The following is a 12,630-nucleotide window of genomic DNA, read 5'->3' on the forward strand; positions in this document are numbered from 1 at the left end:
ATGGCACTAAGACTGAAGAAAGTTATTCCAATCGCGATTCTCGGCAGCCTCGTACTCGTTGCCACGCTGATCAAGATGAACCCACCGTCTACGCCGCAGCGGAATGATTTCAGCGGACCACAGATGTCGGTAGAAGCCGTTACGGTTACACCGCAGGATTACCGCATCAGGCTCGAGAGCTACGGAACCATACAGCCACGCACCCAGAGCATGCTGGTAGCCCAGGTTGGCGGGCAGATTGTCTCCGTCAATCCCAACGTCCGTGATGGCGGCTTTTTTGAGAAAGGCGACATCCTCGTCTCTATCGATGACCGTGACTACGCTGCCGATGTAAGAATCGCCGAGGCATCGCTCGCAGATGCCCGACAAGCATTGGCGGAAGCCGAAGCGCGTACCAATCAGGCCCGTGAAGACTGGGCCCGACTGGGCAATAACGGCGAGCCGTCGGATCTGGTGCTGCGCGTACCGCAACTTGAAGCAGCACGAGCGCGCGTTCTTTCTGCCGAGTCCACGCTGGAAAAGACCAAGCTGGATCTGCAACGCACCAAGATACGCGCACCGTTTGCAGGTCGCGTGCTGCGCAAGTTTGTCGATCAGGGTCAGGTCGTTTCACAAAACGCCCAGATTGCAGAAATTTACGCGACAGACGTCGTTGAAATCCGCCTGCCTCTCCGGAATCGCGATCTGCCATTTATCGATTTGCCTGAAGCCTACCGTTATTCCAACGCCGTTGAGAATGTCGGTGCGGCCGTCGAAATAGAATCGGAGCTTGCGGGTGACACAACCTGGCAGGCTACGTTGGTTCGCACCGAAGGCGCAATAGACGAAACGGCACGGCAGCTGCACGTTATCGCGCAGATAGATAATCCGTTCGGCTCCGCTGGCGACGGCCAGATTCCATTGAAGATTGGTCAGTACGTTACCGCACGCCTGGCTGGCAATATCGTTTCTGATGCCCTGGTCATTCCCAACACCGCGATCTATCAGGGCACCTACGTGTACATCGTGGAAGATGGTTTGTTACGCCGCCGCGACATCGACATTGCCTGGCAGAACGATGCCGAGGCAGTGGTCGCGCAGGGCCTGGAACCGAATGACCAGCTCGTGACCACGCCGCTCGGCCAGGTAACCTCCGGACTGCGGGTTTCTGTCATAGGTGAAGAACCGGATCAAAAATCGGCCGCCAAGCGTCGTGGCGGTCCGGACGGTGCAGGCCCGGTCGGCGCTAATCGAGGAGCCAGGCAATGATATCGTGGTTCGCAAGAAACTCGGTGGCCGCCAACTTGTTGATGGTCACGATTCTTGTCGGCGGCATACTCGCGCTGCAAAACGGAGTTCGGCTTGAGATTTTTCCACCGTCCGACCCGGATACCATCACAATCTCTGTGCCGCTGCGTGGCGCGACCCCTGAAGACGTCGAGCTTGGTGTCGCGGTTCGCATTGAAGAAGCTGTCAAAGACCTTGAAGGCATAGATCGCATCGTTTCACGATCAAGCGAAGGCAGCACCAACGTCCAGATAGAAACTGACCCCGCGTACGATGCGCGCGAACTTCTGAACGACATCAAGAGTCGCGTTGACGCCATCAACACATTTCCTGCCGACACGGAAAAGCCCGTCATCGGATTGCGAATGCGCTCATATGGCGTTGTCGACGTAGTCGTTGCCGGTGACCACACTGAAGATGAAATTCGAATGTTTGCGGAACAGGTACGCGATGACCTGTTACGCATAGAAGGCATTACCCAGGCAAGCCTGAACGCTGTACGCCAGTACGAGATAGCGATCGAAGTATCGCCGGACCGGCTGCGCGAATTCGACGTCACACTGGCCAATATTGCACAAGCCATTCGCAGCAGCTCAGTCGATTTGTCGGGCGGTAACGTGCGCACGGAAAGTGGCGATGTACTGATTCGCTCCAAGGGGCAGGCCTACCGCCGCGCCGACTTCGAAGAGATTGTTGTGAAAACCAACGCCGACGGCAGCATCGTGCGGGTTGGCGACATTGCCACTGTGATCGATGGCTTTGTCGAAGACTCGATGCGTACGCGCTTCAACGGCAAACACGCCGCTTTTGTAACGGTATCGCGCGTCGGCAACCAAAGCGCCATTGCAATCGCGGAAAAAGTTAAAGAGTACATCGCGTCGAAACAGCCTTCGATGCCGGTGGGACTCGAGCTCAGTTACTGGGACGATGACTCGGCGCGCCTCAAGGACCGGCTTGGCATCATGACCAGCAGCGCCATCCAGGGCAGCATACTCGTCATCCTGTTGTTGTCGCTGTTCTTGCGCCCTGCTATCGCAATCTGGGTATTCCTTGGCATTCCGATCAGCTTTTTCGGCGCGTTCATCATCATGTATTTGTTCGATGTCAGCCTGAACATGATGAGTGCGTTCGGCTTCATCATCGTGCTGGGTATCGTCGTCGACGATGCCATTGTGACCGGCGAAAATGTGTATGCACGCCTGCGAACCGGCGAGGCGGGCCTGGCCGCATCGATTCAGGGCACGAAAGAAGTCGCGATCCCCGTCACGTTCGGCATTCTCACAACCATAGCCGCGTTCATGCCGCTGGCTTTTATCGAAGGCCGGCTGGGTGAATTCTTTGCACCCATTCCCGCCGTGGTCATTCCGGTGCTGCTGTTCTCATTGATTGAGTCAAAGTTGATACTGCCGTCGCACCTCAAGCACATCAAATTAAACGAGTCGAGCAAAAAGGCATCACGGTTCCAGGCCTGGCAAACCCGCTTCGCTGACAATTTCGAAAACTTCATCGTCAAATACTACGAACCGGTATTGAAAAAGGCATTGCGTCACCGCTATTCGACCATGGCCGTATTTACCGGCGTCCTGATCATAATGATTGCGCTGATTACCAGCGGCTGGACACGCTTTGTGGCCTTCGAACGATCGCCCGGAGAAACAGCAACGGCCTCACTGGCAATGCCGGCGGGAACGCCATTCGAAATCACCAACCGTAATGCGGAAAAGATCAGCCAGGCGGCCGACGCATTACAGAAAAAATACGTCGACCCGGAAACCGGGCAAAGCATGATCACGAATATTCTGACCACGGTCAGCAACACGTCCGCACGCATCCAAATGGAAACCGTGCCCCGCCAGAATCGTACGATCCCGTTTTCGATATCTGAAATGAACAATGAATGGCGACGCGCAGTGGGCACGGTACCGGGTGCCGAAAGCCTGATTTTCCGCGCCTCCTTCTTCCGCGCAGGCGACCCGATCGATGTCCAGTTCAGCGGCAACTCGCTGCAGACACTGAGTGCAGTTGGTGACCAACTCAAGAACCACCTCGCCACCTACCCGGGCGTATTCGAGATTGCGGACAGCTTGTCGAATGGCAAAGAGGAGCTGCAAATCGACCTGACGCCCCAGGGCCATGTGCTGGGCCTGACCCGCAGCGACATCGTCAACCAGGTCGGACAAGCGTTCAAGGGCCTGCAGGCGCAACGCATTCAACGCGGCCGGGATGACATCCGCGTACTGGTCCGTTACCCGATCGGAGAACGCAGCACCATCGCATCACTCAATGAAATGCTGATTACTGCGCCGGACGGACGCCAGATTCCGTTGTCCAATGTTGCCAGTATCAAGCCGGGCCGTGGCCCGTCAGAAATTCGCCGCATCGACGGTTACCGGGTATTGAACGTAACCGCGGACGTGGACAAGGACAACACCAACATGACAGTCATGCTGGCCGACATTCGCGCGCACCTGGATGAAATGCTGGTGAAATACCCCGGTATCAGCTACACAATTGAAGGCGAACAACGACGCCAACAGGAAACCTTCGGCAGTCTGCAACTCGGCGTGATCGTTGTCTTGTTCGCTATCTACTGCATGCTGGCGCTGCCGCTGAAATCTTACGCGCAACCATTGATCGTTATGGCGGTCATTCCCTTCGGTTTCATAGGCGCGATTATTGGCCACTGGTTGATGGGGCAAACCGTTACCATACTGAGCGTACTTGGTTTGATGGCATTAACCGGCGTTGTGATTAATGACAGCCTTGTGCTGGTCGACTACATCAATCAGCGGCACCGGGCGGGTGGCGAGAAACTGCTCGCGGCTGTTGAACGGGCGGGTGTCGCGAGATTCAGGCCGGTACTGCTGACCTCGCTGACAACCTTCTTCGGACTTTTGCCGCTACTCGTGGACCAGTCATCATCAGCGCAGTTCCTGGTGCCAATGGCAATCTCGCTCGGCTTCGGAATCTTGTTCGCAACGTTGATTACGCTGATATTGGTGCCAACAAACATGATGATTGCCGATGACATACGACGCCTGTTCCGGTCGCGTTATCGCCAGATCAAAACCATGGTTGTTACCGATACGCCCTGAAACGCGGGGCAGTCGCCCGCCATTGGCGGCTGCTAGAGGATACTGCGGCCGAATGCACTTTGAATGAGCGTTACCGCGCGCTCGGCTGACACGTTGCGGTGGTCGAGAAACGGGTTCAGTTCGACCACTTCCATCGACGTCATGCCGCCGTGCGCCGCGCACTCCTCGAGTAGCAAGTGTGCTTCGCGGTAGCTCACGCCGCCGGGCACGGTCGTGCCGGTTCCCGGTATGACCTCCGGATCACAACCGTCCAGATCGAAGCTGACGTGGAATCCTGCCGTGCCGTCATTAACGATTTCGAGTGCTCTGCGCGCGACACGAGCCATGCCGATCTCGTCGATTTCCCGCATGGTGAAGGCCGTCACGCCGGACTTGTTAATGATCTCGCGTTCGATCCGGTCGATATCCCGTATGCCGATCAGCACCACGTTTTTCACATCGACCGCCGGGTGTGCGCCGAGAATGTTTGACAGATCCGGATCACCCATGCCAATCAGGTGCGACAGTGGCATGCCGTGAATGTTTCCGCTCGGTGAGCTCTCAGGCAAGTTCATATCGCCGTGGGCGTCAAACCAGATCAGCCCGAGACGTTTCTGAGCTTTCGCGAAGTGCGCAGACAAGCCGGAGACGGTGCCCATGGCGATGGAATGGTCGCCGCCGATGACGAGCGGGATTTCACCGGCGTCCATGACCTGCAACGTGGTGCTGGCGAGCTCCTGACAAACAGTGAGAATCTCGTCTTTGAACCGGGCGCTGGCATTGTCAGTCTTGCGCGTTTCCATTGCCGGAACCGGTATATCGGTTTCCTGACTGACTGTGTAGCCAAGACGTTGCAATGCCGCACTAAGGCCTGCCACGCGAAACGCCGATGGGCCGGCATCCGTGCCACGCCTTGACGCACCAAGGTCAAGTGGCACATTGATGATATGCACAGCTTGTTTGGAATCAACCATAAATCTACCTGTACTTTTCAGTACTCGTTTAGTTATTGCGGCATTCTAACAAGCCGAACCGGTACCTAGCGATTGCCGCTGCCGCAGACCCGGCATTTGTCGCATGAATGAACCGGGTTCCACGCAATCCGAAACCCGCACGCTCTTACCGTTTGCGCAAACGACGCCAGTACCTCCGCACAGTGCCGCGCGGAATGCATTGCCAGGCTCGCTCGTGCAAATAGTAAATGAGCAGCTTGATGGCCGGCTCAACCGCGCCAATAGTTAACGCGATCGACAGATCACCGGTCAGTGCCAGCACCAGCAATGCCGTCGTTATCGTACCCGTAATCCGATAGGAAATGGCTTTTAGCAGACTGCGTAAATGCGACTCACGATCATTGCGGATATTGTTTGCAACAGGTTCTGACATTCCGGGTACCCAGCTCCAAGACCGGACCATACCGGTTCGTCAATCTGCAGCTTAGCGCGTTAATCGGGTCCACGCATCGAGCATCGGACAGCGGCCTTGCAGCACTGTTTAGTTGAAATCGCGAGACGTTTTGATCAGATCGTAGGCCGTATTGATTTCCCGGCTACGTTCTTCCGCCACTGGCCGCATGCTTTCCGGCAAGCCACGTGCTGCCAGTTTGTCAGGGTGATTCTGGCTCATGAGCTTGCGGTAAGCGCGTTTGATTTCACTGGGGCTCGCATCCGGACGCAGGCCCAGTGCTTCATAGGCATCGGCCAGACGTGCCCTGGACGGCGGTGCACCGGGGCCCGCCGCCGCTTCGCCGGTCGCGGCGCGCAACAAGGCTTCCAGTCGCGCAACGTCCACCTCCTCCAGACCGAGGCGGCGTGCGATGTGCACCAGCATTTCGTGCTCTGCCGGATGCAATTGACCATCGGCTGCCACGGCCATGCACTGCAATTGCAGGAACAGTTGCACCAGCGGCATTCGGCCACGGGCAATGGCTGCAAAATCATCGACCGCGGCATCAAGATCGAAATCGGGCGCTTTGCCAGCGGCGAACGAGGCCTTCGCCGCCACGCGTGCCTCGGCCGACAATGCGAGCTGGTCGAAAATCCGTTCGACGACCTGGATCTCGTCGCGGGTAACGACATTGTCCGCCTTGCACAGCGCCCCCATTATGGCGAACGTAGGATGCAGCAAGTTCGCCTGAACGGCTTGCAGACTACCCAGAACGGACTGGCGCAAGCCCCAGCCTATGACATAGCCCGCCGCGCCGCCGATAAGGAGTCCGGGAAAACCGCCGAAGACTGCGCCGACTATGGCGCCAATAAAGATAAGCATCCGGCCAGTCTAACAGTCTGACAAGCCGTCAGTCAGCCGGTGACAGTCAAGCGGGCCAATGCCGGGCAGAGGTCGGTCCGGGTGGCCAGACTGCACAACGACCAATTGTGGCGCCTCGCTGAGCGATGGTCGCTGACGATCGCGGCATTGCCCGACGAACTACACCGTGAACACAGCAAACGCCGCCATAACGAGCAGCAGCGTGGCCAGTCCCAGCCAGTACGCAAGCACGATGAGAGTGAACTTGAACGAGGTAAACAGGTGTCCCTGCTCATAGACCCGCCGCAACGTCTTGTACAAGTAAACGGGTATGTAAATCGCCAGCGCAGTCACCAGTATCGCCTGTACCGTGTCAGCGACGCCGATAAGATTGCCGAATCGCGCAATGACAATCTCAACCGTCAACGCAAGAAACACGAACGCGTGATAGTGAAGTATCAGCAACAGGTGCTCAACGTAGTATCGCCCGGACAAGGGATACAGGACCTTCAAGACCAGAGCCATCAACGGCAACAGAACGAACAAACCGGCCGGCACGTATTCGAGGAGTTTATCGAGGAAACCACGAATACCCTCGCCGTCTTCGGCCGCAAAGCGCCTGCAAATCTGTTGGGCCCTTTCGCGTGTCAGGCGCTGGCCAAACCAGCCGTACTCGGCCGGGTTGTAATCCTGCAGATTGCAATCAGCGTCAGGCTCTTTGCCATCAACGTCGACCCGCAGCCGGGCCTCAGGATCATCGGCCGTAGATGGCTTGATGAGTATGCCTTCCGCCTCCAGTTCACTGAGCAATTCCTGCCGGGCGTTTTCGATCTCGTTCGCTTCGTTTGCCGAATCTTGTGCCGACCCGGCAACGGGCTCGAAGAAGATGCTGAACTCTTCTTTCGGATCAAAAAACGCCACCAGAAAAAACAGCAGACTCAATACAAGGTAGGTGCGAAATGGCGGCATGTAGCGGGCGCGCCTTCCCTGCAGGTACTCCCGGGTCAGGCGGCCAGGCCGGAAGGCCAGTTGCACCATGGTCTGCCACAATCGTGAATCGACGTCCAGAAGGTCACCGAAGGCATCTTTCACTAGTTCCCAGACACTGATCAAACGGGATTTCGCTCGCTGACCACAGTGCCCGCAGTACTGGCCAGCCAATGCCGTGCCGCAATTCAGGCAGCGTGGTTTTGCAATGGAATTGAGCGACGAAAACGCGTTGCTGCGCAGGATGCGTCGGCTCGCTTCGAAATGGCTGCCGAACTGCTCGCTGGTCTGCTGGCGCATTGCGGCTGCGGGGCCGGCCAGGTAGTTTTCCAGGTCCTGATCACTCGCCAGGAAATAGCGCACGACGCGCGTCACTCGCCCATCGCTGTCATCCATCACGCTCGCATCGGCAGCGACAAAGCCCGGCAGTTTCAGCATGTCCGTGACGTGCTCCGCGAGCCACTGGTCGAACCCGTCGGCCACCTCGGCATGCACACTTAGAGTGACCTCGTAGACAGGCCCTGTGTGTTCGTCCACTGCTGTGCCCCTCGCCAGCACCGCTCGCCGGGCGGCGTTTTTTTATCCAGTCGGCGAACACAGCATACCTAATCAACGACAGGACGCGGTATCGGAATGGCCCGTCGGCAAGTAGCAGACTACTCAATCCAGCCGGCCGCTATCCTTTGTCAGGCGCGGGCCTGCCTTTGGTTGCGCGTAATTCCTGCAATACGTTCTGCACAATTCTGTCGCAGCGATGGCCTGCGAACTCGTGCACGGACACGCCGTCCGCTTCGCTGTACTCCAGCAGTCGCTTTTGCAGCAGGAGTCGCGCACGGTGAAATCGCGTCTTGACGGTCGCCTCCTTGATTTCAAGAATCTCGGCCGTATCCACGATCGAACAATGCTCGATCGCACGTAGCATAAACACCGCCCGAAAAGCATCCGGGAGTTCGTCGATACAAGACTCGAGCAGGCGGCGTAACTCGGTATTGGCCAGTTTTGCGTCCGGTTGTTCAGGCCGCTTGACGGCGGTCGACAGGTTCATGACATTCTCGAAGTCAGGTTCGTCCATGTACTGCATCCTCCGGCTCTTGCGCAAGCGCATGAGAGCGGCATTGCGGGTAATTCGTGCAAGCCAGGTTGGCAATGCGCCCGCCTCGCGCAATTCACCCAGCTTTTGATAAGCCTGAATGAACGACTCCTGGACCACGTCCATCGCTTCCGCGTCGTCGGTAACAATGCTGCGCGCCACCCGGAACAGGCGCTGGTTGTGGTGACGCATGATGCCCTCATACGCGTCGATATCGCCGTCTAACACTCGCGGCAGGATGTCCTCATCACTGAGGTGGGCGAAGCTTGTTTGGACAGAGGCAGCTGTACTCGGCATTTCGTTGCTCCTCGTTCAGGGTTGTATGACGTCAGCGCACAATGGCGACGTCTCATCGAGCGTAGCGATCCAGGCGATCAGATTGCGCCGCTCCGTGGCATCGGCCAGTCCCACGAAGCCCATCGAGGTGCCGGGCAGCATGGTCAGCGGCGCTTGCAGAAAACGATCAAGGGTGGAGACTGTCCAGATCATGCCAGCATCGCGCATCGCACTGGAGTAATCATAGCCCGGCACGGTGCCAGCGGCGCGGCCCAGCAAACCGCAATGCAGCGGCCCGGTTCGGTTGCGGTCCGGCGAGTGGCAGCCCATGCACTTGGCATAGCTTTGCTCACCAGCCGCGAGATCGGCGGACGGCGGAGTCGCGCCCGCCAGCAACGACAACAGGGGGAGTGCTGTCGCTGCCAGCGAGACGGTCAGTGCAGCCGCTAATCGGGTCACGAGCAATACCGGGCCGGCACAGGACTCAGGAGAAGAAAGCGCCGGGCACCGGGTCGAGGCCGAGCGCCTGGCGCAGCACGGCCCAGTGCATCGCCTCGTCGGCCAGAATGCTGGCGGCCGCAGCGGACAGGTCCCGGTTGCCAAACACCGGAATTGCACCGGCGTAAGCACTTACCGCTCCGCGTTCCAGACCGGCGGCGAACTGCAGGACGTCGCCTTGCCGTTGCAGTCTGTCCACCGGGAAATTGTAGTCCGCCCTTGCGTGCACATCCTGCCCGCCGAGGCTGCGCACCGCTTTGACCAGCGCGTCAACGTGTTCCTTATGGTGCCCCTGAAACGCGACGGCGACTTTCAGTACCGCCGGTTCCAGCAAGCCGCTTTCGGCGCCAACCTGGTAGGCAGCGACGGCCTCGTGCTCCGCTGCGATAGCCGTGTTCAGAATGCGAACATCCTGGGCTACGGCGTCATCGGCCGTACCGGCCGCCAGCGCGGTTGAGCGGCCACCAAGCATGGCGACTGCCACACCGGAAAAGGTCAACGCGCCAGCCCCGCGAATGAATTGCCGCCGGGTATTTTGCGCGGTCTCCAGCAACAGCGATGTTGATTGCGAATTTTGCGTACTGCGTTTCATCGTGAATTCCTCTAAGGCCGGTTTGGCTATTGGTCAGTTGCGATGCCCCCAAGATGCACGGCCACGAAAAAGGTTCCCGTGGCCGGCGACCGGGGCTAAAGGGATTTCAGGTACTCGGCGAGATCCGACTTTTCCTCATCAAACAAGCCGAGGTTCATGACCAGGTCGTAGTGCTCAACCACGTCAGCCAGCGTCGCGAATTCGCCGTTGTGGTAGTACGGCGGGTGCTGCAACAGTCCTCGCAGCGGCGTCGTCCGGTAGCGCTTGGTGATTGTGCGCGTGGCGTACAAGGGATCGGCACCAACTTCGTGCGCTTCGTGCAAAGTCGTGTTCGCATCGGTGAAACGAGGTCCGGAGTGACATCCTTCACACCCGGCTTTGCCGGTAAACAAGACCCGTCCACGTTCAGCGGCTTCCGGGTCGTAGCTGCCGGCTGGCGGCACAGGGGCTTCGAGACTGTGCTGGTACTCCAGCAATGCCGGCAGTTTGGGCGTCACCAAATCGGGGTCCGCGTGTACCTCGATGTTCAGCTCAGGCTCGACGAAGGTGCCCTGACCTCCCATCTGGGTAACAGCAACGTAGGCATTCCAGTAAGAGACCGGCCCTTCACCGGTGTAGGTTTCCAGTGCGACATCCCGCAAGCCGTAGGCCGGTGCGATCACGACCGGATCGCTGATGCCATCGTGATTCCAGTAGGGGTCGTATTTGCCGGGACCCCATGACTGCAACTCGGCACGTTGATCCGGCTTGTCATCGAAATACGGCGACAGAGACAGGATCAGACCCGGGTCAAGATCAGTCGCTGCCCAGCCATCCTGACGCACGCCTATGCCCGGCGCTACCGAATCGTCGACATCGGAATGGCACAAAGCACAGGTAATACCGAAACTTGTTACGGTCCCGTCGGCAGCAACTTCGGCATTGATACCAACGACCGCATCCAGTTCCAGCAAGGCGACGGTGGTCGCCGGATCAGTGAGGTCGGCTGTTTCCAGAATGCCTGGCGGCAAGGCTTCCGCATCCACTTTCAGCCCCACCGCGAGCGCGGTCTCGGGACTGATGGTTGCAACCACTTCGTGATAGCGCAATACATCGGTCCACAAGGCTTCGTCACCAAAGGTGTCATAGCGGAATGTCGCTTGCGGGTCGAAAACCGGTTCCGGCGGTGGCGGCGGCGGTGCAGGCGTCCTGGCGGAATCGTGATCAGAACAAGCACTCACAAAAAAAGCGCTCAGCAATAACGTCAGAAGCAGAACTGGGTAGTTTTTCATTGGCTACTCTCGCAAACAGAGGGGTCTGCGCAGCAAGATGCAGCTCACTACAGGAAGGTTCCCGAAGGCCGAATCAGAACGGCCGGTGGCCGGCGTTGCGGCATGCGCGACAGTGTCGCAGCAACTCTGATCACCGTGCTCTTTTGACATTGCTGCGCAGCAGACCACTGGCGCAAGCAGGTGCATCGATTCAGAACAGAGAGGATTCGGGGGTCGCCAGACCGGCGGCTGGTGAGCGTAAGGTCAGTACGACTTCGTTAGCGCACAGCCGGCGATGGCTAGTCGCGGCCGGCTTCGGACAGCGTCTCTATGCTCGGCGAAACCACCAATGCCGACTGGCGTTCGCGGTGAATGAGGTACAAGCCGCTGGCGATAATGACTGCAGCGCCAACAAATACAATGGGCGGTGGCAACTCGCCCCAGATTGCAAGGTCGAGGGCAACTCCCCAGAACAGCGTGGTGTACTCGAAGGGCGCAACCACCGAGACCGGTGCGCAACGAAATGCTGCCGTGATCAGCATCTGGCCGAGTGCGCCGGTAATCGCCAGCGTGGCCAGCCAACCTATGTCCGCTACGCGCACTGGCTGCCAGTCCGGAAAGGCGAGCGCGCCGGCACCCACCGCGACAACGGCAACGAACCAGAACGACATCGACGCCGTCGAATCGGTGCGGCCGACGATACGAACGCTGATCGCGTTCAGCGCATAGCAGGTCGCGCTGACCAGCACGGCAACCGTAGCCAGGCTGGGTGTGACCACACCCGGGCGCAAGATGACCATGACGCCACCGAAGCCAACCACGACGGCCATCCAGCGGCGCGGACCCACGGCTTCACCGAGCAAGAGTACGGACATTGCCGTGATGAGTAACGGCGCCACGAAAAACAGCGAATAAGCCTCGGACAACGGCATTCGACTGATGCCGTAGATGAAGCTCGTCAACATCAACATGCCGAGCAGACCACGGCCGATCTGCCAGTGCCAGCGAACCGCAAACAGCGTCGCCAGACTGCGCTCACGCAATATCACCCAGGCAAACAGGATCGGCAACGACACCAATCCACGCAATGCGGCAACCTGCAACGCCGGGTAGATGCCCGCCAGTTCCTTCATGGCCGCATCCATGACCGACAGCACCAGCATGGCCGCGAGCATCAAGGCTATGCCGCGCAGGTTTTCACTGTGCATGGCGTGATTCATCCGTGTGGAAATTTGTCATGAACGCGCTGCCATCCGCTCAAAGCGCGCGCAACAGCGCGCAGAAGAAAACCAGGCTGTCAGGAGAGTAACAAAGGTCGGGGCCATCCGGCCGCGCCTGCTACCATTCGGC

The 12,630-nt window shown here is 58.5% G+C and carries 11 protein-coding genes; 2 read left to right on the forward strand and 9 right to left on the reverse strand.

Features of this window, described 5'->3' with window-relative positions; genetic code table 11:
* A complete protein-coding gene (locus BA177_RS16310) occupies positions 1-1,248 on the forward strand; it encodes an efflux RND transporter periplasmic adaptor subunit (protein WP_068617960.1) in 1,248 nt (415 codons plus the stop codon).
* Entirely contained in the window at positions 1,245-4,361 is a 3,117-nt protein-coding gene (locus tag BA177_RS16315; RefSeq protein WP_068617962.1) for an efflux RND transporter permease subunit, read from the forward strand. Before BA177_RS16310 ends, BA177_RS16315 begins: the two co-directional genes overlap by 4 nt.
* Before the next feature lie 32 nt (positions 4,362-4,393).
* Here BA177_RS16315 and rocF read toward each other — a convergent pair whose 3' ends face one another.
* The 9 genes from rocF to BA177_RS16360 form a co-directional block, all read right to left on the reverse strand.
* Positions 4,394-5,314 (reverse strand): arginase, encoded by a 921-nt coding sequence (gene rocF, locus BA177_RS16320; RefSeq protein WP_068617963.1) that lies wholly within the window; start codon positions 5,312-5,314, stop codon positions 4,394-4,396.
* 145 nt (positions 5,315-5,459) lie between these two features.
* Positions 5,460-5,726, reverse strand: a complete 267-nt coding sequence (locus BA177_RS16325; protein WP_068617964.1) for a DUF2061 domain-containing protein — start codon at positions 5,724-5,726, stop codon at positions 5,460-5,462.
* 108 nt (positions 5,727-5,834) lie between these two features.
* A complete protein-coding gene (gene djlA / locus BA177_RS16330) occupies positions 5,835-6,608 on the reverse strand; it encodes a co-chaperone DjlA (protein WP_068617966.1) in 774 nt (257 codons plus the stop codon).
* A 159-nt stretch (positions 6,609-6,767) separates the two neighbouring features.
* A complete protein-coding gene (locus tag BA177_RS16335) occupies positions 6,768-8,111 on the reverse strand; it encodes a DUF4286 family protein (RefSeq protein WP_197493176.1) in 1,344 nt (447 codons plus the stop codon).
* 139 nt (positions 8,112-8,250) lie between these two features.
* Positions 8,251-8,961, reverse strand: coding sequence for an RNA polymerase sigma factor (locus tag BA177_RS16340; RefSeq protein ID WP_068617970.1), 711 nt, complete (start codon positions 8,959-8,961; stop codon positions 8,251-8,253).
* 15 nt (positions 8,962-8,976) lie between these two features.
* A complete protein-coding gene (locus BA177_RS16345) occupies positions 8,977-9,399 on the reverse strand; it encodes a c-type cytochrome (protein WP_068617972.1) in 423 nt (140 codons plus the stop codon).
* Positions 9,400-9,424: 25 nt separating this feature from the next.
* Entirely contained in the window at positions 9,425-10,030 is a 606-nt protein-coding gene (locus tag BA177_RS16350; protein WP_068617974.1) for a ferritin-like domain-containing protein, read from the reverse strand.
* A gap of 95 nt (positions 10,031-10,125) precedes the next feature.
* Positions 10,126-11,301, reverse strand: coding sequence for a hypothetical protein (locus BA177_RS16355; RefSeq protein ID WP_068617976.1), 1,176 nt, complete (start codon positions 11,299-11,301; stop codon positions 10,126-10,128).
* Positions 11,302-11,579: 278 nt separating this feature from the next.
* Positions 11,580-12,488, reverse strand: a complete 909-nt coding sequence (locus BA177_RS16360) for a DMT family transporter (protein ID WP_156762870.1) — start codon at positions 12,486-12,488, stop codon at positions 11,580-11,582.
* Positions 12,489-12,630: the final 142 nt, after the last annotated feature.

Origin of the sequence: Woeseia oceani, assembly GCF_001677435.1 — a bacterium.
Classification (GTDB): domain Bacteria; phylum Pseudomonadota; class Gammaproteobacteria; order Steroidobacterales; family Woeseiaceae; genus Woeseia; species Woeseia oceani.

Coding starts and splice junctions, on each gene's coding strand:
- djlA (WP_068617966.1), bottom strand. CDS start 6,608: ATGCTTATCTTTATTGGCGCCATAGTCGGCGCAGTCTTCGGCGGTTTT.
- BA177_RS16355 (WP_068617976.1), bottom strand. CDS start 11,301: ATGAAAAACTACCCAGTTCTGCTTCTGACGTTATTGCTGAGCGCTTTT.
- BA177_RS16340 (WP_068617970.1), bottom strand. CDS start 8,961: ATGCCGAGTACAGCTGCCTCTGTCCAAACAAGCTTCGCCCACCTCAGT.
- BA177_RS16310 (WP_068617960.1), top strand. CDS start 1: ATGGCACTAAGACTGAAGAAAGTTATTCCAATCGCGATTCTCGGCAGC.
- BA177_RS16325 (WP_068617964.1), bottom strand. CDS start 5,726: ATGTCAGAACCTGTTGCAAACAATATCCGCAATGATCGTGAGTCGCAT.
- rocF (WP_068617963.1), bottom strand. CDS start 5,314: ATGGTTGATTCCAAACAAGCTGTGCATATCATCAATGTGCCACTTGAC.
- BA177_RS16315 (WP_068617962.1), top strand. CDS start 1,245: ATGATATCGTGGTTCGCAAGAAACTCGGTGGCCGCCAACTTGTTGATG.
- BA177_RS16350 (WP_068617974.1), bottom strand. CDS start 10,030: ATGAAACGCAGTACGCAAAATTCGCAATCAACATCGCTGTTGCTGGAG.
- BA177_RS16360 (WP_156762870.1), bottom strand. CDS start 12,488: ATGCACAGTGAAAACCTGCGCGGCATAGCCTTGATGCTCGCGGCCATG.